General features: G+C 73.5%; 21 protein-coding genes. 15 read left to right on the plus strand and 6 right to left on the minus strand.

From position 1 onward, the window contains the following. Window positions 1-874 (plus strand): putative Ig domain-containing protein (locus UK12_RS05905; RefSeq protein WP_045300336.1); only part of this gene is annotated, 874 nt, incomplete at its 5' end. A gap of 66 nt (window positions 875-940) precedes the next feature. On the opposite strand, the gene UK12_RS05910 is transcribed toward UK12_RS05905, so the two are convergent. After that, entirely contained in the window at window positions 941-1,762 is an 822-nt protein-coding gene (locus UK12_RS05910; protein WP_045300338.1) for a hypothetical protein, read from the minus strand. Window positions 1,763-1,806: 44 nt separating this feature from the next. Further along, complete coding sequence (locus UK12_RS05915; protein WP_045300340.1) at window positions 1,807-2,316, minus strand: SigE family RNA polymerase sigma factor; 510 nt, start codon at window positions 2,314-2,316, stop codon at window positions 1,807-1,809. Between the two features lie 264 nt (window positions 2,317-2,580). Between UK12_RS05915 and UK12_RS05920 the strand changes: the two genes are divergently transcribed. Then, on the plus strand, window positions 2,581-4,317 hold the full coding sequence (locus UK12_RS05920; protein ID WP_052681613.1) for a carbohydrate-binding module family 20 domain-containing protein: 1,737 nt from the start codon (window positions 2,581-2,583) through the stop codon (window positions 4,315-4,317). Between the two features lie 45 nt (window positions 4,318-4,362). Here the strand turns inward: UK12_RS05920 and UK12_RS05925 are convergent, their stop codons facing one another. Beyond that, the gene (locus UK12_RS05925) at window positions 4,363-5,115 is read right to left on the minus strand and encodes an SDR family oxidoreductase (protein ID WP_045300344.1); all 753 of its coding nucleotides are present in this window, start codon (window positions 5,113-5,115) and stop codon (window positions 4,363-4,365) included. Between the two features lie 978 nt (window positions 5,116-6,093). Between UK12_RS05925 and UK12_RS05930 the strand changes: the two genes are divergently transcribed. The 4 genes from UK12_RS05930 to UK12_RS05945 all read left to right on the plus strand — a co-directional run bounded on the left by UK12_RS05930 (window position 6,094) and on the right by UK12_RS05945 (window position 11,664). After that, on the plus strand, window positions 6,094-7,140 hold the full coding sequence (locus tag UK12_RS05930) for an alpha/beta hydrolase (protein WP_045300346.1): 1,047 nt from the start codon (window positions 6,094-6,096) through the stop codon (window positions 7,138-7,140). Window positions 7,141-7,395: 255 nt separating this feature from the next. Continuing rightward, the gene (locus UK12_RS05935) at window positions 7,396-8,136 is read left to right on the plus strand and encodes a hemerythrin domain-containing protein (RefSeq protein WP_045300348.1); all 741 of its coding nucleotides are present in this window, start codon (window positions 7,396-7,398) and stop codon (window positions 8,134-8,136) included. A 126-nt stretch (window positions 8,137-8,262) separates the two neighbouring features. Beyond that, entirely contained in the window at window positions 8,263-9,225 is a 963-nt protein-coding gene (locus tag UK12_RS05940) for a DUF1152 domain-containing protein (RefSeq protein WP_045300351.1), read from the plus strand. A 180-nt stretch (window positions 9,226-9,405) separates the two neighbouring features. Continuing rightward, window positions 9,406-11,664 carry a family 2 encapsulin nanocompartment cargo protein terpene cyclase gene (locus UK12_RS05945; RefSeq protein WP_045300353.1) on the plus strand — a complete coding sequence of 753 codons (2,259 nt, stop codon included), beginning with the start codon at window positions 9,406-9,408 and terminating at the stop codon, window positions 11,662-11,664. Here the strand turns inward: UK12_RS05945 and UK12_RS05950 are convergent. Continuing rightward, complete coding sequence (locus UK12_RS05950) at window positions 11,645-12,193, minus strand: DUF1697 domain-containing protein (RefSeq protein ID WP_045300355.1); 549 nt, start codon at window positions 12,191-12,193, stop codon at window positions 11,645-11,647. The genes UK12_RS05945 and UK12_RS05950 overlap by 20 nt on opposite strands. Window positions 12,194-12,278: 85 nt before the next feature. Here UK12_RS05950 and UK12_RS43020 point away from each other — a divergent pair, with 85 nt between their 5' ends. Together UK12_RS43020 and UK12_RS43025 are read left to right on the plus strand one after the other, a co-directional pair. Then, window positions 12,279-12,419 (plus strand): hypothetical protein, encoded by a 141-nt coding sequence (locus UK12_RS43020; protein WP_231591057.1) that lies wholly within the window; start codon window positions 12,279-12,281, stop codon window positions 12,417-12,419. A 30-nt stretch (window positions 12,420-12,449) separates the two neighbouring features. Further along, on the plus strand, window positions 12,450-12,749 hold the full coding sequence (locus tag UK12_RS43025) for a hypothetical protein (protein WP_231591058.1): 300 nt from the start codon (window positions 12,450-12,452) through the stop codon (window positions 12,747-12,749). Window positions 12,750-12,770: 21 nt separating this feature from the next. Here UK12_RS43025 and UK12_RS05960 read toward each other — a convergent pair whose 3' ends face one another. Next, window positions 12,771-13,130: an ArsC/Spx/MgsR family protein gene (locus UK12_RS05960; protein WP_045300358.1), complete on the minus strand. Its 360-nt coding sequence runs from the start codon at window positions 13,128-13,130 to the stop codon at window positions 12,771-12,773. 164 nt (window positions 13,131-13,294) lie between these two features. Here UK12_RS05960 and UK12_RS05965 point away from each other — a divergent pair, with 164 nt between their 5' ends. From UK12_RS05965 to UK12_RS05990, 7 genes are all read left to right on the plus strand, one after another. Then, window positions 13,295-14,512: a cytochrome P450 gene (locus UK12_RS05965; protein WP_045300359.1), complete on the plus strand. Its 1,218-nt coding sequence runs from the start codon at window positions 13,295-13,297 to the stop codon at window positions 14,510-14,512. 94 nt (window positions 14,513-14,606) lie between these two features. Then, window positions 14,607-14,930 carry a hypothetical protein gene (locus UK12_RS05970; protein ID WP_156178561.1) on the plus strand — a complete coding sequence of 108 codons (324 nt, stop codon included), beginning with the start codon at window positions 14,607-14,609 and terminating at the stop codon, window positions 14,928-14,930. 89 nt (window positions 14,931-15,019) lie between these two features. Further along, window positions 15,020-15,205 carry a DUF6011 domain-containing protein gene (locus tag UK12_RS44955; RefSeq protein ID WP_442973773.1) on the plus strand — a complete coding sequence of 62 codons (186 nt, stop codon included), beginning with the start codon at window positions 15,020-15,022 and terminating at the stop codon, window positions 15,203-15,205. 408 nt (window positions 15,206-15,613) lie between these two features. Further along, entirely contained in the window at window positions 15,614-18,319 is a 2,706-nt protein-coding gene (locus tag UK12_RS05975) for a helix-turn-helix transcriptional regulator (RefSeq protein WP_045300363.1), read from the plus strand. 98 nt (window positions 18,320-18,417) lie between these two features. After that, complete coding sequence (locus UK12_RS05980; protein ID WP_045300365.1) at window positions 18,418-19,389, plus strand: helix-turn-helix domain-containing protein; 972 nt, start codon at window positions 18,418-18,420, stop codon at window positions 19,387-19,389. 175 nt (window positions 19,390-19,564) lie between these two features. Further along, entirely contained in the window at window positions 19,565-20,545 is a 981-nt protein-coding gene (locus UK12_RS05985; RefSeq protein ID WP_197084601.1) for an alpha/beta hydrolase, read from the plus strand. A gap of 97 nt (window positions 20,546-20,642) precedes the next feature. After that, window positions 20,643-21,608 (plus strand): helix-turn-helix domain-containing protein, encoded by a 966-nt coding sequence (locus UK12_RS05990; protein ID WP_045300367.1) that lies wholly within the window; start codon window positions 20,643-20,645, stop codon window positions 21,606-21,608. Between the two features lie 6 nt (window positions 21,609-21,614). Here the strand turns inward: UK12_RS05990 and UK12_RS05995 are convergent, their stop codons facing one another. Next, a complete protein-coding gene (locus tag UK12_RS05995) occupies window positions 21,615-23,933 on the minus strand; it encodes a helix-turn-helix domain-containing protein (RefSeq protein ID WP_052681617.1) in 2,319 nt (772 codons plus the stop codon). Window positions 23,934-24,112 lie beyond the last annotated feature (179 nt).

The following is a 24,112-nucleotide window of genomic DNA, read 5'->3' on the forward strand; positions in this document are numbered from 1 at the left end:
CGCGCTGACCACCTACATGACCTCCACCACCGACTACGCGGCGGCCCGTACCGCCACCCTCAGCGCGGCCACCGACCTGTACGGTGCGGGCAGCACCGAGTACAACCAGGTCGCCACCGCCTGGGCCGGGGTCAACGTCGGCTCGCTGCCCAGCGGCGGCGTCACCGTCACCAACCCGGGCAACCAGAGCACCGCCCTCAACGGCTCCGCCAACCTGCAGATCAAGGCCACCGGCGGCACCGGCACGCTGACCTACTCGGCCACCGGCCTGCCGACCGGTCTGTCGATCAGCTCCAGCGGTCTGATCACCGGCACCGCGACGGCCGCCGGCACCTACAACGTGACCGTCACCGCCAAGGACTCCTCGGGCAAGAGCGGCGCCGCCAGCTTCACCTGGACGGTCAGCACGGGCGGCGGCGGCAGCTGCACCCCGGCCCAGCTGCTCGGCAACCAGGGCTTCGAGTCCGGCACCGCCCCCTGGACCGCCTCCAGCGGCGTGATCGACAACAGCTCGGGCCAGGCCGCCCACAGCGGCTCGTACAAGGCTTGGCTGGACGGCTACGGCTCCAGCCACACCGACAGCCTCTCGCAGACCGTCACCATCCCGGCGGGCTGCAAGGCCACCCTCAGCTTCTGGCTGCACATCGACACGGCCGAGTCCGGCTCGACCCAGTACGACAAGCTGTCGGTGCAGGTGAACGGCACCACGCTGAAGACCTACTCCAACGTGGACGCCGCCGCCGGCTACCAGCAGCGCACCTTCGACCTCTCGGCCTACGCGGGCCAGACGGTCACCCTGAAGTTCACCGGCACCGAGGACTCCTCGCTGCAGACGAGCTTCGTGATCGACGACACCGCGGTCCAGACCGGCTGATCCTGAACCGGTAGCCAGGTGAGGGCCCGGCGGCTTCGGCCGCCGGGCCCGACTGCGCTGCGCGGGTCAGGAGTTGCCCGGCGAGGGGGTCCCGGGGACGGCGGCGGTCGGCCGGTCGGGCACCTGGAACCGCCAACGGGGGCTGCGGGCCAGGGCGGTGAGCTGGTCGGAGGTGAGCGGCGGCCTGGACCGGACCGAGCGCGACTCCTCGTCACCGGACAGCCCGTGGCGGCCGTTGTAGACGCGGATCAGCAACTCGCTGCCGTCCGGCCGGGTCAGATCGACGGAGTCGGAGTAGAGACCGTTGGCGTCGGCGGTGGAGACCGTCGACCACCCGGTACTGCCGTCGGGGAAGCCGACGGTGTTGCACCTGGCCGGCTCCGCCCCGTACGGCCGCTGTTCGCCGTTCCCGTTCCCGCCCCCGATCCCGGGCCGGCAGGGGGCCGACGCGGCGCCGGTCGCCCTGGCGTGCAGGGACAGCTCGACGGTGACCGGGCTGAGGCCGTCGTCGTAGTCCACCGTGAGGCCCGCGAACTCGCCGGGCTCCTCGCCCTGGGCGGGCACGGGCTGGGAGATCCGCCCGTCGGGCAGCAGCTCGGTGAGGACCGCGAGCAGTCCGGCGCCGGTGACGGGAGTGGGCTCCCGGCTGTCGCTCGGTGCCGGGCGGGGGTCGGCGGCGGGCGGGGCGGCGACCGGGCGCAGGCCGAAGGCGGCGACGGTACCGGCCAGGGCCGCGACGGCGACGGTCGCGGCGGCGATCTGCAGCCGGCGGCGCCGGCGCAGCCTGCGGCCCCGGCGGTCGGCCTCGGCGAGGATGGCGGGGAGCGGGGGTGTCAGGCCGACCACGCTCTCTTCGAGCATGCGGCTCAGGTCGTGCTCAAGGTCCACGGCCGGATTCCTTGGTCTGTCGGTGTCGGGGGACGGGGCTGGGGTCAGCCGCAGAGGAACAGCTCGCGGTCGTTGCCGAGGATCGCCCGCAGCTTGGCCAGCGAACGGGTGTTGAGGCTCTTCACGGCGCTGGTGGAGATGCCGAGCAGCTCGGCCACGGCCTCGGTGCTGTGGTCCTCCAGGTAGCGCAGGACCACCACCGCCCGGTTGCGCGGGGGAAGTTGGGCGAGTGCCGCGACCAGGGTGAGCCGTAGCTCGGAGCCGGTGCCGTGGACGGCCGGTGACTCCGGCAGCTCGTCGGTGACCAGCTCGCTGGAGCGCCGCAGCCGCTGCTGGGAGAGGTAGGTGCGCAGCAGCACCTTCCGGGCGTAGGCGTCCAGGCCGGGTTCGTCCCGGCCGCGCCGCAGGCGGCCCCAGGCGGAGTACATCTTGGCGAGGGTGGTCTGCACCAGGTCCTGTGCCTGGTGCCAGTCCCCGCACATCAGGTACGCGACCTGAAAGAGCCGGCGGGCTCTGCTGCTCGCGAACTCCTCGAAGTCGAGCGCCTTGTCCATCTGGTCGTCCCCCGCGCATCCGGTGCTGCTGTGCGGCACCCGTCGTGGTGCCACCGGTACTAGATGCGCCGACGGGGCGTTAGGTAGCACCCGACCCGTCGGGGATATCGAACTGTTGCTCTCCAGCGCCTTGACGTCCCGTTGACACGCCCATAAATTCGGCGCACTGAAAGTTTCCTGCAAGTTTCACAGTGCTTGCAGCAAAAGCCGCCCGGCCGTCAGCGCCGGGCATCGCAGGCCCCCCACCCTGCCTCTGGAGACACCGTGGTCACCACTTCCCCCACCCGTGCGCGCGCCCGCGCGCTCGGTGCGCTGAGCGCCGCCTGTGTACTGGCCCTCCCGCTCTGCACCGCCCTCACCCTCGCCCCGGCCGCCCAGGCCGCCCCGCCCGGCGGCAAGGACGTCACCGCCACCCTGTTCGAGTGGCGCTTCGACTCGGTCGCCAAGGCGTGTACGGACGCGCTCGGCCCCAAGGGGTACGGCTTCGTCGAGGTCTCCCCGCCCCAGGAGCACATCCAGGGTCCGCAGTGGTGGACCTCCTACCAGCCGGTCAGCTACAAGATCGCCGGACGGCTCGGCGACCGCACCTCGTTCCAGAACATGGTGTCCACCTGCCACGCGGCGGGCGTCAAGGTCATCGCCGACTCGGTGATCAACCACATGTCGGCCGGTTCCGGCACAGGCACCGGCGGCACCGTCTACAGCAAGTACAACTACCCCGGCTACTACCAGGACCAGGACTTCCACACCTGCCGGCAGCCGATCACCAACTACAACGACCGCTCCAACGTGCAGAACTGCGAGCTGGTCAACCTCGCCGACCTGGACACCGGCAGCGCGTACGTCCAGCAGACCATCGCCAGGTACCTCGACGACCTGGCCTCGCTCGGCGTGGACGGCTACCGGATCGACGCCGCCAAGCACATCGCCGCCGCCGACCTCGCCGCCATCAAGGCGAAGACGGCCAACCCCAACGCGTACTGGGTGCAGGAGGTCATCTACGGCGCGGGCGAGCCGATCCAGCCGTCCGAGTACACCGGCACCGGGGACGTGGACGAGTTCCGCTCCGGCACCTGGCTCAAGAGCGCCTTCGACGGCGGCCGGATAGCCGATCTGGCCACCTGGGGCTCCGGCCTGCTGCCGAGCAGCCAGGCCCGCACCTTCGTGGACAACTGGGACACCGAGCGCAACGGCTCCACCCTCACCTACAAGTACGGCAACACCTACACCCTGGCCAACGTCTTCATGCTGGCCTACCCGTACGGCTCGCCCAACGTCTACTCCGGCTACGCCTTCTCCGGCAACGACGACGGCCCGCCGAACGGCGGCACCGTCAACGCCTGCTACCAGGACGGCTGGAACTGCACCCACGCCTGGCAGCAGATCGCCGACATGGTCGGCTTCCGCAACGCCGTCTCCGGCACCGGGCTCAACAACTGGTGGTCCAACGGCAGCAACGCGATCGCCTTCGGCCGGGGCGGCAAGGGCTACGTGGCGATCAACCACGAGAGCGGCCCGGTCACCCAGACCTTCCAGACCTCGCTGCCCGCCGGGACGTACTGCGACGTCGAGCACGGCGACCCGAGCGGCGGCGGCTGCACCGGGCCGACGTACACGGTCGGTTCGGACGGCAGGTTCACCGCCACGGTCGGCGCGGGCGACTCGATCGCGCTCTACGTCGGCGCCCCCGGCTCGGCCGCCCCGGTCGGCAGCGGCACCTCCTTCGCGGTGAACGCGACCACCGTGCCCGGCCAGAACATCTACCTGGCCGGCAGCAACGCCGCCCTCGGCGCCTGGGACACCGGCAAGGCCCTGCCGCTCTCCTCGGCGGGCTACCCGGTCTGGACGGTGAACGTGCCGCTGGCGGCGGGTACTTCGTTCGAGTACAAGTACATCCGCAAGGACGCCGGTGGCGCGGTCACCTGGGAGAGCGGCGCCAACCGCACCGCCACCGTGCCGGCCGGCGGCGGGCTCACCCTGAACGACACCTGGCGCAACTGACCGCCCGTCGGCCGAGGCCGCCCCTCCTCGCCCGGTGGGGCGGTCTCAGCCGCGGCCGATGTACGGCATGGCGGTGGCCAGCACGGTGGCGAACTGGACGTTGGCCTCCAGCGGCAGCTCGGCCATGTGGCGCACGGTCCGGGCGACATCGGCCACGTCCATGGTCGGCTCGGCGGCGATCCGCCCGTCCGCCTGGCGCACGCCGACGCTCATCGCGGCGGTCATGTCGGTGGCCGCGTTCCCGATGTCGATCTGGCCGCAGGCGATCCGGTACGGGCGGCCGTCCAGCGAGAGCGACTTGGTGAGGCCGGTGACCGCGTGCTTGGTCGCGGTGTACGCGATGCTCTGCGGGCGCGGGACGTGGGCGGAGACCGAACCGTTGTTGATGATCCTGCCGCCCTGCGGGTCCTGGCGCTTCATCAGCCGGAAGGCGCCCTGCGCGCACAGGAAGGCGCCGGTCAGGTTGAGGTCCACCACGGCGCGCCAGTCGGCGAGGGCGAGGTCCTCGACGGGGGCGGCGGCACCGAACGTGCCGGCGTTGTTGAAGAGCAGGTCGACCCGGCCGAAGTGCCGCTCGGCGGCGGCGAACAGCGCGTCCACGGCGTCCGGGTCGGTGACGTCGGTCGGCACCGCCAGGGCCGGTGCGCCGGAGCGCCCGGCCAGTTCGGCGGTCCCGTGCAGCGGCTCGGCCCGGCGCCCGGCGAGCACCAGCCGCCACCCGCCCGCCGCGAGCTCCAGCGCCACGGCGCGGCCCACGCCGCTGCCGGCTCCGGTGACGACGGCGATCTGCTCGGGCATGGCGCTACTCCTCGGGGTGCGACGACCCCACGATGATCGCCGATCGCCGGTGCCGCGTCACTGGTGCAAGCGTCCAAGAGCCGGCCGGGAACCGGTGCTCCCGACTGGTGGGACGGCCGGGTTCCGGCGCCTCGCTCCGCACCGGTCGCCGCTGCCGTCCACCGCCCGATCCACGCGCCGGGGCCCGGCGTCGGCGCTCGGGCCCCGTCCAGCCGCCTCACCGCCAGCCGCCCCGATCAGTCGCCTCGACACCGACACGCCGGCCGCTACACCGTCCGGACGGACCTCCGGGCCGGGGTGACCGCCGCCGCCGATCCCTCGGGTGGCCTCGGCCGTTCGGTTCGGCTCACCCGGGGCGCGGCCGCCACCACGGCGGTCGCCCGCTGCACCGCTCGGACGCCGGGACCCGCGAGGCGGGCTCCGGCGGAGTGACGGTGGTCACGGAGGGCACCGAGGGGCCCTCGGCCGCCCCGGCGGCCCGGATGCGGGCCCGGGCGCCGGGTGCGGCGGCTCCGGCGCGCGGCTCCGCGCCGGACGGGATGACCGCCTTTCCGCGCCGCCCGTAGTGCTCGGACCGTCCGGGCCGACGCACTCGCCCGCGCGTCGCGCGGCCGGACCGCGGACGCCGTAACGACCGGTCAGTCTCACGCCGTGACAACTGGTGTACCACCTGGTCACAGTCGGTCCGGGACCCCCGCCGATCGGCGGGGGCGGGTTCGACGAACGGCGGGTAAACGAATGGTATGGCGGTGCCACCGCAACTGCCGACGGCCGAAGTCGCGTCATAGGATCACAGGACGGCGCGCCACTCCGCTCGGAGACAGGGGCGCCGTCCTGAGGTCGGGAGGAGTACGTCCCCGGCAGCCCAGCCGCCGGTACGCCGGAACACCGCTCGCGACCTCCCCTCAGCGGCCCCACCCGGGGGCCACCGCCCGGATCCGTCCGGCCGGGCGTGATATCGGTCGGAGAGATTTCACCGTGCAGCCGCAGCAGCCGCAGTCGCAGTCGCACTCGCAGCCCACCCGCACCCGCGCCGTCCTCGCCGGTATCACCGTGCTCGCCCTGTCCGCCGCCCTGGCGGCCTGCGGCAGCGGCGGCAAGCCGGCCCCCGCCGCCAAGAAGGGGGGCGACGCCGCAGCGGTCGTCCCCGCGGCGGCGAGCAGTGCGCCGCCGAAGGAGAGCAAGGTCTCGATGCCGACCGGCACGCCGGCCGAACTGAAGAAGGTCCGCGACACCGCCGCCGGGCCGATCTTCAAGACCACGCTGGCCGGCAAGAAGTCGGGTGTCACGGCGGACGTCTGGGTCTGGCTGCCGCCGGAGTACAACGACCCGAAGTACGCCAAGTTCGGCTTCCCCGTGCTCACCCTCTACGCGGGCGGTCAGAGCAACGGCTACAACACCTGGACGGACAACCAGCTGCCGATCCAGGAGCAGGACGCCAAGCTCGTCAAGGAGCAGAAGGCGCACCCCTTCATCATGATCATGCCCGTGCAGAACCTGACGAGCGACGAGAAGCGGGCCTTCGACTGCAGCGACATCCCGGGCCAGCCCAAGATGGGCACCTGGATGTCCCAGGACGTCCCGGACTTCGTCCGCACCAACTTCCGCACGCTGAAGGGCCGCGACAGCTGGGGCGTGATGGGCGCCTCCACCGGCGCCTTCTGCAGCGCCAAGCTGGCGATGCAGTACCCGGACGTCTACAAGGTCGCCGTGCCGATCGACGGCTACTGGGACCCGGACTCGCTGCTCTGGAAGGGCCACGAGGCCGAGCGCGAGGCGAACAGCCCCGGCAAGCTGATCGAGACCAGCAAGGCCGACGTCAAGATGCTCGCCACCTCGGGCGGTGCCAACGGCTACGAGGTCAACCTGGTCAAGAAGTGGGTCGCCAAGGCGCAGGCGCCGACCACCGTCGAGTACTACGAGCAGCCCGGCGGCAAGCACCTCACCTCGGACTTCAAGAAGATGATCCCGATGACCCTGGAGTGGCTCACCAAGAACCTGACCGGCCCGCAGAGCGACGGCTGACGGACGGTCGGCCCGAGGGGCATCCCGGCGGAACGCCGGGATGTCAGTGCTCGACTTCATGATGTGAGGGACCTGAACCGCGCGCCGGCCAAGCTGCCGGCGCGCGGGCGTATCCGGCCTCTGACCTGCGCGTCAATCAGACATTGATTCGACTCTGATGAGCTGTCATCACCCTGGAGAACCGGGGTCGGGGCGCAGCCGTCGAAGCGGCGCCACCGGACCGGCCCAGTCTCAGCGAGTCATGAAGAGAGCCCGATGCCCAGCCACCTGCTGCCCGTCGAGTCCCCCCAGATCCCCGCCCAGTCGGGCGGCGAGCACGACGTACAGCCTGCCCCCTCCGGCGTGGAGCTGATGCCCTTCGCCGGTCTGCGGCTGGTGCACGCCGCGCTCCGCCGAGACCTGGCCCGGCTGCCCAACGCGCTGCGACTGCTCCAGCCCGGTGACACCGCCGCCGCCGAGGCGCTCCAGCGGCACTGGGACTTCCTCACCGCCATGCTCACCTGCCACCACGAGCAGCAGGACACCCGGCTGTGGCCGCTGCTCCGCCGCTTCGCGCCCGAACTGCGGCTGCTGCTCAACTGGCTGGAGTCCGACCACCACAACCTCGACCACTCCTTCACCCGGGTCACCACCCTGGTCCGGATCGCCACCCGGGACCCGGCCAGCAGCTGGCCCGTCGCGTACGCGGTGGAGGAGCTGGCCGCCCGGCTGGAGACCCACCTGCGGATCGAGGAGCAGCAGCTGCTGCCCCGGATGTCCGGTGTCTTCCCGGCCGGTTCGCGGATCGGCACCCTGCCCGAGCTGCTCGACCTGCTCCGGCTCGCGGAGGGGCCGGGCAGCTCCGACGCCCTGGTCTGGCTGCTGGAGGGCGTGGACGAGCGGCAGATCGACCGGCTCCTCGCGGACTGCGACGACATGACGGTCCGCCACTGGCCGCACTGGCGAGACACCTACGCCCGGGTCAGCGGCCGGCTCTGGGGCGCCACCACCTCCTGACCGGCCCCCGGTGGACCTGCGGCCTGCGTCCGCGGTGCTTCGCACTCCGACGAACTCACCCCTGCCGGAGGGCCGGTGGGCTGCTCTTTCCCCCGGCGGGCGGCGGTGCCTTGGTACCGTCCCCGGATGTTCTCGCTCTCCGAGCCGCCGCTGCTCACCCGGTTGAAGACCGCCGAACGGATCCTGATCGCCGGGGCCGGCGGCGGCTTCGACGTGTACGCGGGTCTGCCGATCGCCTTCGCGCTGCGCGCGGCGGGCAAGCAGGTGCACCTGGCCAACCTCTCCTTCAGCCACCTCTACGGCCTGCCCGCCGACGTCTGGCTGGCGCCCGAACTCGCCGAGATCCGCCCGGACACCGCCTCCGCGGAACCGTACTTCCCGGAGCGGACGCTGGCCCGCTGGCTCGACCTGCACGGGCAGCCCGGCACCGTCTGGGCCTTCGGCTCGGTCGGCGTCCAGCCGCTGCGCGCCGCCTACCGGGCGCTGGCCGAGCACCTCGCCGTCGACGCGATCCTGTTGGTGGACGGCGGTACCGACATCCTGATGCGCGGCGACGAGGCGGGGCTCGGCACGCCGGAGGAGGACATGGCCAGCCTGGCCGCCGTCGCCGGGATGCCGGAGATACCGCTGCGGCTGGTCGCCTGCCTCGGCTTCGGCATCGACTCCTACCACGGCGTCAACCACTCGCTGGCGCTGGAGAACCTGGCGGCCCTCGACCGGGCCGACGGCTACCTGGGTGCCTTCTCCATTCCGCGCGACTCCCGGGAGGGTGCGCTCTACCTGGATGCCGTGGCCCATGCGCAGGCGGCCTTCCCCGAGCATCCGAGCATCGTCCACGGTTCGGTGGCGGCCGCGCTGCGTGGACAGTTCGGCGACGTTCGCTTCACTGAGCGAACGCGGTACAGTTCGCTGTTCATCAACCCGCTGATGACCCTCTACTTCGCGGCCACGGTCGAGGCGCTCGCCGCCAACCACCTCTACCTGGACCGGCTCGAACAGACGTATCTGATGCGTCAGATCGGCTCGGCCATCGAGGAGTTCCGGGACGAACTGCCCGTCCGCCGCCCGCCTCGGATGTTCCCGCACTGATCCGCCGGTGCACGAGGGGAGCGTGAACGAGCGATCGAGCGCCCCGCGTGTGCGCCGTGTGCGCCGGGCGCCACGGCGAATCGGAGCAACCGTGCGGGGTCTCCGGCAGGTGTGTCGCACAGGGGAGTTGGGCACGCTACGCGCCGATCATGACCAAGTGCGAGAGAGGCGGGGGCGGCTGTGAGCCAACCCTTCGAACTGCCCGATTTCTACCTGGCATACCCGGCGAGGCTGAACCCTCATCTGGAGGAGGCCAGGGAGCACACCAAACGGTGGGCCCGCGGCATGGGGATGCTGGAGGGCTCGGGCGTCTGGGACGAGCACGACCTCGACTCCCACGACTACGCGCTGCTCTGCGCCTACACCCACCCCGACTGCGACGGGCCCGAACTGTCGCTGGTGACCGACTGGTACGTGTGGGTGTTCTTCTTCGACGACCACTTCCTGGAGCTCTTCAAGCGCACCCAGGACCGCCCCGGCGGCAAGGCCTACCTGGACCGGCTCCCGGCGTTCATGCCGATGGACCTCTCCGTCGGCACCCCCGAGCCGACCAACCCGGTCGAGGCGGGGCTCGCCGACCTGTGGGCCAGGACGGTGCCCGCGATGTCGATGGACTGGCGGCGCCGGTTCGCCCTGAACACCGAGCATCTGCTCAACGAGTCGCTCTGGGAACTCTCCAACATCAACATCAACCGGATCCCCAACCCGGTCGAGTACATCGAGATGCGCCGCAAGGTCGGCGGCGCGCCCTGGTCGGCCGGTCTGGTGGAGCACGCCGTCGGCGCCGAAATCCCGCCCTCGGTCGCCGGGTCCCGCCCGCTGCGGGTGCTCAAGGACGCCTTCTCCGACGGCGTCCACCTGCGCAACGACCTGTTCTCGTACGAGCGGGAGACCCAGGAGGAGGGTGAGCTGAGCAACGGGGTGCTCGTTCTGGAGACCTTCTTCGGCTGCTCCACCCAGGAGGCCGCCGACTCGGTCAACGACCTGCTCACCTCGCGGATCCAGCAGTTCGAGAACACCGCCCTCACCGAACTCCCGCCGCTCTTCGCCGAGAAGGGGCTAACCCCGGACGAGTGCGCCGCCGTCCTCGCCTACGTCAAGGGCCTGCAGGACTGGCAGTCGGGCGGCCACGAGTGGCACATGCGCTCCAGCCGGTACATGAACGGTGCGAGCGCCGGCAGCGCGCCGAGCCCGTTCTCCCTCCGGCCGCAGGGCCTCGGCACCTCGGCGGCGGACCTCAGGGCGCTCGCCGGGCTGATCGGCGCGGGCCGGGCGCGCAGCTTCACCCATGTCCCGTACCAGCGGGTCGGCCCGTCCCGGATCCCCGAGTTCACCATGCCGTTCACCACCACGCTCAGCCCGCACCTGGCGAACGCCCGGCGCAACAACGTCGAATGGGCCCGCCGGGTCCGCCTGCTCGAAGCCGACCCCGGTCTGCCCGGATCCGACGTCTGGGACGAGCCGCGGCTGATCGACATCGACCTGCCGCTCTGCGCGGCCGGTATCGACCCGGACGCCACCCCGGAGGAACTCGACCTGTCCTCGGGCTGGTTGACCTGGGGCACCTATGCGGACGACTACTACCCGGTGGTCTACGGACGCACCCGGAACCTCGCCGGTGCCAAGCAGGCCAACGAGCGGCTCTCGCTCTTCATGCCGATCGACGGCGAGCCCGTGCCCGCACCCGCCACCGGCCTCGAACGGGCGCTGGCCGACCTCTGGCAGCGCACCGCGGGCCCGCTGGACATCGAGGCGCGCCGCGACTTCCGCACCGCCGTCGAGGTCATGACCGAGAGCTGGCTATGGGAGCTCGCCAACCAGCTGCAGAACCGGATCCCCGACCCGGTCGACTACCTGGAGATGCGCCGCACCACCTTCGGCTCCGAGCTCACCCTCAGCCTGAGCCGGATCTCGCACGGCCGGCAGATCCCGGCGGAGATCTACCGCAGCGGCCCGATGCAGTCCCTGGAGAACGCCGCCATGGACTACGCCGCGCTGATGAACGACGTCTTCTCGTACCAGAAGGAGGTCGAGTTCGAGGGCGAGGTCCACAACGGCGTGCTGGTGGTGCAGAACTTCTTCGACTGCGACTACCCGACCGCGCTCGGCATCGTCAACGACCTGATGACCTCCCGGATCAACCAGTTCGAGCACGTCGCCGAGCACGAACTGCCGATCCTGTACGACGACTTCGGCCTCGACGGGAAGACCCGCCAGGCCCTCGACCACTACGTGCAGGACTTCCGGTACTGGCTGGCCGGGATCAAGACCTGGCACGAGGACTGCGTCCGCTACCGCGAGGCGGACATCCTGCGGCACAGCGGCCGAGGCGGCCGGCACGCCACCGCGGCACGGCAGTTCGCCGGACCGAGCGGGCTGGGGACGTCGGCGGCGCGGGTCCTGGCGACCTCCCTGCGGCCTACTTCCGTGCGGCGTTGAGGATCTTCACCGTGGTGTGGAAGAACCGCGAAGTGCCCTGACCGCGGTACGACTTGGGGAAGGCGGTGGCCGGGTTCCCGCCCAGCCGCCCCTTCCGCAGGTGCATCACCACGAAGGCGGCGCCCGGCACCGCCCCGACGATCTCCCAGTCGCCCCTGGGGCCACGGAGGGGGAGGGCGAACTCCTCGGGCAGCGGCTCGGAGAGGAAGACCACGCACAGCCGCAGCTCCGGTGTCACCTCGATGCCGGCGAACGGGTCGGCGGCGACCAGCTCCGCCACCTCGTCCACCGTGCGCAGCATGACCGGCACCTGGTAGCCGAGCGCGGCCGCCAGGTGCTGCTCGATCCGCGCGGTCAGTGCGGCCCGGTCGCTCTCCTCGGTGCTGAAGAAGACGTTCCCGCTCTGGATGTACGAACGGACCTCGCGCAGGCCCAGCTCGGTGAAGTGCCCGCGCAGCCGCTCCATGGTGACCGTCCGCCCACCGACGTTGATCGCGCGGAGAAATGCAATGTAGGTCGTCTGTGCCATCGGGCCAGTCTGGCAGCGGGCACCGACAGCGCCCGCCGGTCACCGCACCGGGCCGCTGTCGGTGCCCGCTGCCAGACTGGGCACCATGGCTACCTGGCAGGATTTCGAGCATGAGGCACCCGACCTGGCCCCGGCCGTCCGGGCCCGATTCGAGGCCCACCGGCACCATGTGCTGGCCACCCTGCGCAAGGACGGCTCGCCCCGGGTGAGCGGTACGGAGGTCTAGTTCATCGGCGCCGACCTGACCATCGGCTCGATGCCGGGCGCGGTGAAGGCCCGTGACCTCCAGCGCGACGGCCGCTTCTCGCTGCACAGCAACCCCGCCGACGAGACCATGACGGACGGCGACGCCAAGGTCTCCGGCACCGCGGCGGAGATCCTCGACGAGATCGAGCTCTCCGCCCACGTGTCCGATCTTCCCCAGCCCCCGCCCGGCCCGTTCCACGCCTTCCGGCTGGAGCTCACCGAGGCCGTCCTGACCACGGTGGAGGGCGACTGCCTGGTCATCCGCTCCTGGCGCCCGGGCGAGCCCGAACGCACCATCCGCCGCCCCTGACCTGCCGTGCGGTGCGCCGGTTCAGCCCGGGAGTACCGAGCGCAGCGCCTCCGGCGTCCGCGCCACCACCGCGTGCCCGTCGTCCGCCGTGATGATCGGCCGCTGGATCAGGATCGGGTGCTCGGCCAGCGCGGCGATCCACCGCGCCCGGTCGGCCTCCGTCCTGCTCCACTCCTTGAGCCCCAGCTCCTTGCCCACCGCCTCGTCCACCCGGGCGATGTCCCACGGCTCCAGTGCCAGCCGCTCCAGCACCCGCTCGATCTCGGCGGCGGTCGGCGGGTCCTCCAGGTAGCGGCGGACGGTGTACTCGGCTCCGACGGCCTCAAGCTCGCTGATCGCCGTACGGCACTTCCCGCAGCGCGGGTTGATCCAGATCTCCACGGCGTAAGGGTAGCGAGCCGACCCCCGGATCCGCCCCCCCGCCCCGGCGTGCCGGCCGGGGCAGTTCCGACCACCGGCGTACCGGCCGAAATTCCCGCCGGCCGGGAACTCGGCGAGCCTACCGGTCAGTTGACCCGCCAGTAGCCCAGTCGAAGGGAGCGTTCATGGACGGCGCGGCGATCATGGAGCAGCTGATGTCGGCGGAGGGCCGGGCCGACCCGTACCCGCTGTACGAGCTCGCCCGCAAGCTCGGTCCGGTCGTCCCCGGCGGTGACGGACTGGGCATGGTCGTGGGGTACCGCGAGGTGCACCAGGCACTGCGCAACCCGGGCCTCGAAGTGGCCGACGCACAGCTGTGGGAGCGCTGGGCGCCCGACTACGCCGAGCACCCGGCCAAGCTCCTGTTCTCCCGCTCGATCCTGGAGGCCAACGCCCCGCACCACCACCGGATGCGCTCGCTGATCGCCTCGGTCTTCACCGCCCGCCGGGTCGCCGCCCTGGCGGAGCCCGTCACCGCCGCCGTGCACCGGCTGCTCGACGAGATGGCCGAGCAGGGCGCCGACGGCTCACCGGTGGACTTCATGGACGCCTTCGCCTACCGGCTCCCGGTCGGCGTGATCTGCGAGCTGTTGGGCGTCCCGGAGGCCGACCGGGCCCGGTTCCGGCCGCTCGCGGCCGACCTCACGGCCGCGCTGGAACTGTTCGCCGACGAGTCCGAACTGGCCGCCGCCGACCGGGCGGCCGAGGAACTCACCCAGTACTTCGCGCACCTCGCCGCCAAGCGCCGGGCCGACCCGCAGCCCGACCTGGTCAGCGCCCTGGTCGAGATCGCCGACGCCGACCCCGCCCGGCTCTCCGGCCGGGAACTGCTCGCCAACCTCGTCCTGCTGCTCGGCGCGGGCTTCGAGACCACCACCAACCTGCTCGGCAACGGCCTCGCCCTGCTCTTCGGCCACCCCGAGATCCTGGCCGCCGTCCGTGCGGGCAGCGTGGATCCCGCCCTGCTGACCGACGAGGTGCTGCGCCACGACTCGCCCGTCCAGCTCACCGTCCGGGTCGCGACCGCTCAGGGCCTGCGCATCGGCGACAGCGCCATCCCCAGGGACGGCGGAGTGTTCCTGCTGATCGGCGCCGCCAACCGCGACCCGCTCCGCTACCCGGACCCGGCCCGCTTCGACCCCACTAGAGCGGACAGCCAGCCCCTGAGCTTCGGCGGCGGCCCGCACTACTGCCTCGGCGCCCAACTCGCCCGGCTCGAATCCGCCGTCGCCCTGCCCGCCCTGCTCACCCGCTTCCCGGCCCTCGCCCCCGCCCCCGGCGCCACCCGCCGCGACCGGCTCGTCCTGCGCGGCTTCCGCACCCTCCCGGTCACCCTCCGCTAGCAGGCGGGCCCCGGGCCCCGGGCCGGAAACGGAGTCCTTGGTCCCGGTGCACCGGGACCTCCGGGCGCGCGTTCCGGACACCGTCTCGGCGACCATGGAAGGAGTTGTACGCCGCCTCGCCCGGCACGGCACGCGAGGCGGCTCCTCGGCCGAGGAGGTCAGTCTTGACCGTGCCCATCCGCCCCCGGTCCGGCGCACGGCAGCAGAGCACAGCCGGCATCGCCGCCCGCTGGAACCTCGCCATGGCCGAGGCCGCCAAGGCGCCGGGCACCCACTCGCCGACCGGCTGGCCGCGCTGCGCACCATCACCCCCGAGGCCGTCGTCGCCTTCCTCGACCAGGACGTCCGCGCCTACGCGGGCCCGCTCACCGACGACCTGGCCGTCCTCGCCCTCAGCCCGACCGCCCTCCCGTCCTGACCGGATCCTGCGAGCGGCGGACAGCGTCTTCACGTCCAGACACGCCAAGCGCCCGAACAGGCGACCGGGTTTCCGCGACACTGGGAGGCGTGTCCGATCCAGCCCTGATCCCGCCCCCGCCGTCCCGCCTCCCCACCCGCATCCGCTGCCGCCGGTGCGGTCGCCTGCTCCATGACCCGGAGTCCCGCATGCTCCGCCTCGGACGCGAGTGCCGAGCCCCCGAGGCCCCGGTCCACGTAGTCCCCGGCGAACAGGACCCACTACCGGGCCTCTGACGGACACCCGCACGCCGGCGCAGCGGAGGACGGCGCACGACTGCGCCATCCGGCCGTGCCGACGACGGCCGTGGGCCGCTGCTCCGAGATACGGAGCAGCGGCCCACCCGGGTGATCGGGCGACGCCGGGAACATCGCCGCGGGCGGTCGCCGCGGTGGCGCGGAACAGCGAGGCCGAGGTGGAGAATCCGACGATTGAACTCGCGCCGCTGTGACCGGGCCAAGAGCCGGTGCCCAGTCGCTTTGGCGGTGCGGGTACATGGTCCGAACCTGTTGGCATCCCGCTCCGTGTTCAACCAGCGAAGGCTCCCCAGGGCTGGTCGGATGGTGTCCCGGGGCGAACTGACGGGCGATAATCTTGGCGGCCGGGGGAGTGAGCAGGCCGGCCAACCCCGGGGAGTAACGAGAGTGGCGGAAGAGAGACAGAGCCCGGCCCTGGTCGGGCGGCAGCGTGAGACGGAGCTGCTGGCCTCGGCCGTGGCGCAGGCCGAGGGCAACGGGGTCGGCTCCGCGTTGTTGCTGCGTGGCGAGGCCGGGGTCGGCAAGAGCACGCTGCTGGCCTGGGCGGAGCGGGCGGCCCGCGAGCGGGGGTTCACCGTGCTGCGGGCGGTCGGTGCCGAGGCGGAGACCGACTTCTCGTTCGGCTCGCTGCACCAGGCACTCTGGTCGCTGCTCCAGCGGTCGAAGGTCCTGTCGGCCCACCAGCGCGAGGCGCTGGAGAGTGCGTTCGGGGCCCGGGCCGGGACGCCCAGCGGCTTCGCGGTGGGGGCCGCCACGCTGGCGCTGCTGGCCGAGGCCGCCCAGGCCGCCCCCGTCCTGCTGGCCTTGGACGACCTGCACTGGATCGACTCCTCCAGTGCGACCGTCTTCGCCTTCCTGCGCCGGCGCTGCGCCGAGCTGCCCCTGGTGATCGTCGGCGCCGGTCGCCCCGACGGGCCGGCCGCGCAGACCTGGTCGGCGGACCCGGTCGATGTGGCGGGCCTGCCCCCGGCGGACGCGACCGCGCTGCTGGCGGCCTGCTACCCCGAGCTGGCGGCGGCCACCACGGACCGGGTGCTGGCGGAGGCGGCCGGGAACCCGCTGGCGCTGGTGGAGCTGCCCCGGCAGCTGGCCGACGCCCAGCGGCGGGGGATCGCACCGCTGCCGGACCGCCTGCCGTTGGGGCGCAACCTGGAGCGGATGTTCGCCGAGCGGCTGGGGGCGGTGACGCCGGCGGCCGCCCGGCTGCTGCTGATGGGCGCGCTGGCGACCGGTACGGACTTCAGCAGCCGGGTGCCGCAGCTGGGCGCGGGGTTCGCGGACGCCCTGGAGCGGATCGAGGCGGACGGGCTGGCCCGGCTCGATGCCGGCGGGCGGCTGGTGTTCCGGCACCCGCTGGTCCGTACCGCCGTGATCTCGGCGGCCTCGGACGCCGAGCGGCGGGCGGCCCACCGGGCGCTGGCCGGTTCCCTCCCGCAGCAGGACCCCCGGCGGCTGGTGCACGAGGCCGCCGCCGCGCAGCTCCCGGAGGAGGGCCTGGCACACCGCCTCCAGGAAGTCGGGCGTGGCCTGGCCGCCCGTGGCGGTGACGCGGAGGGGGCCCTGCTGCTCGAACGCGCCGCCGCACTCAGCCCCGACCCGGCCGACCGGGCCCGGCGGCTCACCTGGGCCGCCGTGATGGCGGCCCGCGGCGGGCAGCTGCGGCACACCGCCGCCCTGGTGGAGGAGTTGAAGGCCGCCCCGGTGCCGACGGACGTCGCGCCGCTGTTCGCGTATGCGGTGGTCTACGCAGACCAGAGCCACCACATCGACTTCGCCTCCTCCGCCACCCTGCTGCCCGGCGTCCTCGACCGGCTGACCGCGCCCGGCGCCGACACCTTCGGGTTGGTCGAGCAGGCCTTCTTCAAGCTGCTGCTGGCCGCCACCTACACCGACGACCCGTGGGCCTGGCGGGCGCTGGAGCGCCACCGGGAGCACGTCTCCGAGGCGGGCCGGCTCTGCCTGCGGGCCTGGACCGATCCGGGCCCGGGCGTCGCCGAGGCGCTGCGGGCGGTGACCGCCGGCATGACGCAGGAACAGGAGGCGGGCGCGGCCTGGCTGCTGCTGTGGACCGCTTCGGCGCTCGACAGCCCCGAGGGCGACCTGTGGCGGCGCTCCACCGGGCTGCACAGCTACGCCACCCAGGGCTCGGTGGCCAAGGCCAAGTGCCACCAGGACTACCTGCTCGGGCACTGGGACCAGGCCGAGGTCTGCCGGCGCGAGGCCGAGATCGCGGACGAGCTCGGCTACCACTGCAACGCCCTGATGTTCCGCCAGTACCACGCCCACTTCCTGGCCGGGCGGGGCGACGAGGCAGGGCTTCGCGAGGTCGAACGGATCATCAGACCGGCCGCCACCCGGGCCCGGATGCGGTTCGTCCTCGACCGGCTGGCCCACCTGCGCGGCCTGGCCGCGCTGGCCCACGGGCGGTACGAGGAGGCGTACGCGCTCTTCGGCGAGCTCACCCCGCCCGGCCGCCTGGCCGGCGGCCCGCCCTGGCACCACGCGTTGGTGTTCGACCTGGTGACGGCCGCCGTGTACACCGGCCGCCGCGAGGAGGCGCGGGCCCACGTGGCGGCCGGGGCGGCGGCGGGTTCGGCGGAGATCTCCGGCCGGCACGCCTTCCTGCTGGCGGCCGCCGCCGCGCTGGCCGCCGAGGACGAGGAGGCCGAGGCCGCCTACCAGCGGGCCTACGCCGTGCCGGGGGCCGAGCGTTGGGTGTTCGACCTCGCCCGGCTGCGGCTGGCTCACGGCTCGTGGCTGCGCCGGCGCCACCGGCCCGGGGCCCGGGAGGTGCTGCGCGCCGCGCACCACGCGTTCCGCCGGCTGCGGGCCGAGCCCTGGGCGCGGCGGTGCGAGGAGGAACTGCGCGCCGCGGGCGACTCCGTGGCACCGCCGACCTCCCCGGAGGCGGCCGGGCTGACCGGCCAGGAACTGCGGATCGCCCGGCTGGCCGCCACCGGCCTGAGCAACAAGGAGATCGGCCAGCTGCTCCAGCTGTCGCCCCGGACGGTCGGGGCGCACCTGTACAAGGTCTTCCCGAAGCTCGGCATCACCTCGCGGGCCGCCCTCGGCCACGCCCTCGGCGGCGACTGACCGTGCTCCCGGCGCAGCCGGGCAGTCAGATGACCTAACAGGCTCAGCGGCCGACCACTCAGGCTGACCGCGCGGGGTTGCGAGGGAAGGACGGTCCGATGGGTGTGCGGGTGACGACCGCGTCGGTGCCGGAGGAGGAGCGGGCGGCGTACTGGGGCGGCGCGGTGTCGCGGGCCCTGGTGCCGGTGGAGGTGGTCCCGAGGGTCGGGCAGCCGTTCGACGGACGGCTGGAGGCGCACCGCCTCGGGTACGTCCGGATCTCGACCCTGGAGGCGGACCCGGCGCGGGTGTCCAGGACGGCGGCGCTGATCGCCCGGGCCCCGCAGGCCGAGCCGCAGGTGGGGGTCGCGGTGCAGGTCTTGGGCCGGGCCGTGCTGGAGCAGGACGGGCGCCGGGCGGAGGTGCCACCGGGCGGGCTCGTCCTGTACGACACGGCGCGGCCGTACCGGGTGGACTTCCCCGAGCGCTTCCGCACCCACCTGTTCCACCTGCCGCGTCGGCTGCTCGGCGTGCCCGAGCGCGAGCTGCGGCAGGCGGCGGGGACGGCCGTCGGCCCGGCACAGGGGTGCGGGCCGGTGCTGCTGCCGTTCCTCGGCACCCTCGCCGCCTCCGCGCACGAGTACCCCGCCCCGGTCGGCGACCGGCTGGCGGGCAGTGTCGCCGACCTGGTGAGCACCCTGGTCGCCCAGCTGACGGCCGCGCACCCGGACGACGGGCCCGGTGCCCCGAACGACCACCTGGTCCGCCGGGTGCGGGAGCACATCGACCGCCACCTCGGCGAGCCGGAGCTGTCGCCCGAGACGATCGCCCAGGCCCACCACATCTCCGTGCGCTACCTGCACCGGCTGTTCGAGGGCGAGGGGGTGACGGTGGGCCGGCTCGTCCAGCAGCGCCGGCTGGAAGCCTGCGCCCGGGAGCTGGGGCGGCGCGGCCGGACCGCCCCGACGGTGTCGGCGGTCGCGCAGCGGTGGGGCTTCGTCAACCCGGCCCACTTCAGCCGGGTGTTCCGGGCCGCCTACGGCGTCTCCCCGCGCGAGTGGCGCGAGCTCAGGACGGCCGACGCGGGCTGACCGTCCGTGTACACCCGGTCGGAAACCGTGCACGGAGAGAGCACTGCGGCCGCTGCCCGGCCGGTACGGTCGAGCGGCGTGTGCACGGTGCGGGACGGCGTGCCCGGCGGGCGCCGGGCCCCGGTGCGGCCCGGCCCGCGCCGCTGTGACCGCCGATCACGCCAGGAGCGATGCGTTGTCCCACACCACTGACGAGCACGGCCGCCGGCCGGTGCTCGACCGGCCGCTCCAGGAGTTCCTGGACACGGCCGCCGGCCGGGCGGCGGAGCTCCCGGACCTTTCCCTGCTGGCCGGGCCCGCGGAGCCGGGCCCGGACGGCCCGGACGACCCCTCCGCCACCACGGCGGAGTGGCTCGCCCTGCCCTGCGGGCCGACCGGACGGGTGCACGTCCAGGTGATCCGGCCGGTCGGCGCCGCCGTACCGAGCCCCGTGGTGCTGTTCCTGCCCGGCCTCGGCTGGTCGCTCGGCGACGCCGCCGCCTACGCCCGGCTGGTCCGGGAGTTCGCCCTGGGGACGGACGCGGCCGTGGTGTACGTCGACTACGCGCGGGCCCCCGGGGCCCGCTACCCGGTGGCCGTCGAGCAGTGCTACGAGGTGGCCCGCTGGCTCGGCGCGCACGGCCACGAGCTCGGCCTGGCGGGGGACCGGATCGCCGCCGTCGGCGACTGCGCCGGGGGCAACCTGGTGGCGGCGCTGACCCTGCTCGCCCGCGAGCGCGGCGACGTCCACCTGGTGCACCAGGTGCTGCTGTGCCCGGTGACCGACGCCGACTTCGACACCCCGTCCTACCGGCGCTTCGCGACCGGCTACTTCCTGCACCGGGAGCACATGCGCCGGTTCTGGGACGACTACCTGCCCGAGGAGGACCGGCGGCGGGAGGCCACCGCCGCGCCGCTGCGCGCCGCCCCGGAGCAGCTCGTCGGACTGCCCCCGGCGCTCGTGGTCACCGCCGAGGCCGACGTGCTGCGGGACGAGGGCGAGGCGTACGCGGCCCGGCTCCGGGCGGCGGGCGTCCCGGTGGTGGCCACGCGCTACCAGGGCGCCGTGCACGGCTTCCTGCTGCTCGACGCGCTCCACCCCACCGGCACCGCGCGGGCCGCGCTGATCCAGGCCGTCGACACCGTGCACCTGGCCCTGCACCGCCGCCCCTGGTGAGGGGGCGTCCGGTTTCTGCCTGCGGTTCTTCCTGGTCCGGGGCGGTGGCCGCAGGTGTGATGGTCGGGACCGTCCGACCGCGCGCCGAGGAGTACCCATGCCCGTCGTTCTCGACACCGCCCCGGTGCCGACCGTCGAACGAGCCGAGTACTGGCACGAGGCGGTCTCGCACACCTTCATCCCGCTGGACGTCTCCCTGCTGGAGGCCGCCCCCGCCGCCGCGACCATCACCAGCCGGCAGGTGGGCGCCCTGCAGGTCTCCCGGGTGCAGGCCGGACCGCAGCGGGTGGTGCGCAGCGCGGAGCTGATCGCCCGGGGCGGCGAGGACCACCTCACGCTCGCGCTCCAGCACCGGGGGACCGCGCGGCTGGAGCAGGACGGGCACCAGGTGCTGCTGCGGCCGGGCAGCTTCGCGATCTCGGACGCCGGGCGGCCGTTCGCCAAGGAGCTGGCGGAGCCCTTCGAGTTCACGGCCTTCCACTGGCCGCGCGCCGCCGTGGGCGTCCGTGACGAGGACCTGCGGCTGCTCACCGCGACGGCCTTCGGGACCGGCGGCGGCACCGCCGCGCTGGCCGCCGCCTACCTGGAGCGCCTGGCCCGCTCGGCCGACTCGCTGGAACCGGCCGTGGCAGGGCGCCTGGCCACCACCGCCCTGGACCTGCTCGCGGTGCTCGCCCACGAACTGCGCGGCCGGTCGGTGCCGGACGCGCCCGAGGCGGCCGGGGCCACGCTGGCCCGGGTGAAGGACCACATCCTGCGCCACCTCGGCGACCCCGGGCTGTCACCCGAGCGGATCGCGGCGGCCCACCACCTGTCGGTGCGCTACCTGCACAAGCTGTTCCACTTCGAGGGCGTGACGGTGGCCCGCTGGATCCAGCGCCAGCGGCTGGACATGGCTCGGCGGGACCTGGCCCGCCCGACGGCGGGTCACCTGACGGTGGCGGCGGTCGCGGGCCGCTGGGGCTTCGTGAGCGCCAGTCACTTCAGCCGGGCGTTCCGGTCCGCGTACGGGGTCTCCCCGAGCGAGTGGCGCGAGGGCATCGGGTACGCGGTGGCGGCCTGACGCGGGTCAGCTGAAGCTGGTGGGCGGTGCGGGCGTTCCGGCGGCCAGGTCGGCGAGCGCCGTCCGGGCCAGCCCGACCAGCTCGGCGGGGACCTGCTCGGCCAGGGTGAGCACGGTGCCGTACTCGGCGGCCGCCGCCTCGTGCTCCCCGAGGTGGACGAGCGCGTCCGCCAGGTGCAGGTATGCCTTGGCCGCCACCCGGTGGTAGCCGAGGGGCTCGAACCGTCCCCGGACCGGGCGCAGCGTCTCGACGGCCTCGGCCCAGTGGCCCTGGTTGAGGTGGACCAGGGACAGGTAGTAGGCGGCGATCAGGCCGGTGAGGGTGCGCATGTTCTCCGGTATCCGGCCGGCGTAGGCCGGATCGGCGAGTACTGCCAGGACCTCCCGGTGGGTCTCGACCGCCTCCTCGAAGCGGCCGGCCATCTCCAGCAGCCGCAGGTTCATGTTGCAGGCGGGCAGGTAGCCGTTGACGTCGTCCACCGCCATGAACAGGTCCATCGCCCGGCGGCAGTGGTCGGCGGCCGAGGAGGGCTCGCCGGCGGCGGCGTCCAGCACGCAGAACCGGTTGTGCGCCCTGGCCTGCTGGGCCAGGTCCCCGCAGGAGCGGGCCAGGTCGAGGGCGGAGGTCGTGGCGGCGACCGCGTCCTCGTGCCGGGCCTCGCAGACCCAGTACGCCCAGGCGAGGTCGTTCAGGTGGGCGGCCTGGCGCGCCGGGTCGCCGAGCGCGGCCGCGGCCCGGGCAGCGGCGGTGAAGACCTCGATCCAGTGGTCGGCGGAGACCCAGCTGTCGGAGACCTGGCGCATGGCCCCGCCCACCGCGTCCACCTGGGCGTGCTCGCCGAGCCGGGCGGCCTCCCGGAAGGCGGCCAGCCAGTTGTCGCGCTCCGCCTTGAGCCAGCCCATGGCCTGCTCGGGGCTCGTCAGGGTGACCAGCCGCGCGCCGTCCCGGGCCGCCGGGCGGTGGTCCGGTTCGTGCCACCGGCCGGCCAGCACGGCGGTGTCGAGCAGCCAGGTGCGCAGCCGGGCCCGGGAGCCGGCCGACTGCGGCTCGCCGTCCTCCTGGCGCAGCTGCGCCCTGGCGTACAGGCGCAGCAGGTCGTGCAGGCCGTACCGGTCCTCCCTGTGGGTGGTCAGCAGGCCCGCCTCCAGCAGCTCCTCCAGCAGGTCCTCGGCGTCGAACAGGGGGACCTGCGCGAGGACGGCGGCCAGCGGGATGCTGAAGTCTGGCCCGGGTATCAGCGAGAGCAGCCGGAACATCCGGGCGGTCGCCGGGGCGAGGCGTGAGTAGGACAGCGAGAAGGCCGAGTTGACGCGCAGGTCGCCCGCGCTGAGCGAGTCCAGCCGGCGGTCCTCGTCGGTGAGCCGGGTGGCCAGCCGTTGCAGGCTCCAGTTCGTCCGGGTGGCGGCCCAGTTGGCGGCGACGCGGACGGCGAGCGGCAGGTGGCCGCACAGCTCGGCGATGGTGCGGGCCGCGTCCGGCTCGGCGTCCACCCGGGCGGCCCCGACCACCGCGCGCAGCAGGGAGCCGGACTCCTGCGGGTCCAGGGTGGGCAGCTCCACTCGCTGCACCCCTTCGAGACCGGCCATGGTGTGACGGCTGGTCACCACGACCAGCAGCCGCCCCGAGCGCGGCAGCAGGGGCCGCACCTGGGCCTCCTGCCCGGCATTGTCCAGGATCAGGACCCCGTGCAGCCGGGCCGCGGCCTCCTGGTAGCGGGCCAGCCGTTCATCGGCGCTCAGCCGGACCAGGTCCTGGTCACCCGCGCCCCAGGCCGCCAGCAGCCGCAGTACCGCCTCCTGCGGGGAGAGCGGCTGCTCGTCCAGCCCCTGCATGTCCAGCAGGAACGCCCCGTCCGGAAGCTCCGGGGCGAGCTGTTCGGCCAGCCGGACGGCCAGCGAGGTCTTGCCGCTGCCCGGTGCGCCGAACACCACCGCCACCGGCGGGGCCCCGGCGCCTTCCTCCGCCGCGCTCCGGTGGGCGAGGTCGCGCAGCGCGGCGAGCTCGGCCTCCCGCCCGACGAAGTCCCGGACGCCCCGGGGCAGTGCGCAGGGCGAGACCTTGGCGACGGCCGCCGGGCCGCTGCCCGGGCGGCCGGCGCGGGCGAGGGCCAGCAGCTCGGCGTGCACGGCCTCGTCGAGCCCGAGGCCCTGCGCGAGCGCGGTGACGGTGCCGCGCTGCGGGCGCAGGCTCCGCCCCCGCTCCATGTCGCCGATCGCCCGCCCGGAGACTCCGGAGACCTCCGCCAGCTCCTCGATCGTCAGCCCACGGGCCTGCCGCAGCTCCCGCAACAGCCGGCCGAACCGCGTCCCGCCCGTGTCACCCATCGCACTCCAGTCCGTCCTGCCGAGGTCATCCGCACCATTCATACCGTCCGGGAGGACGTGGACGAAATGTACGAGTGCGCGGATCGGACGGAGGGTGTGCGCCGAGGGGACAGTGCGCCGCCCACGCATTCCTAGGTTGGTGACCACCACTCAGCACGACCAGAACCAGAGGTGATCAC

It is taken from the genome of Saccharothrix sp. ST-888, assembly GCF_000955975.1.
In the GTDB taxonomy this organism is placed as follows: Bacteria; Actinomycetota; Actinomycetes; order Streptomycetales; family Streptomycetaceae; genus Kitasatospora.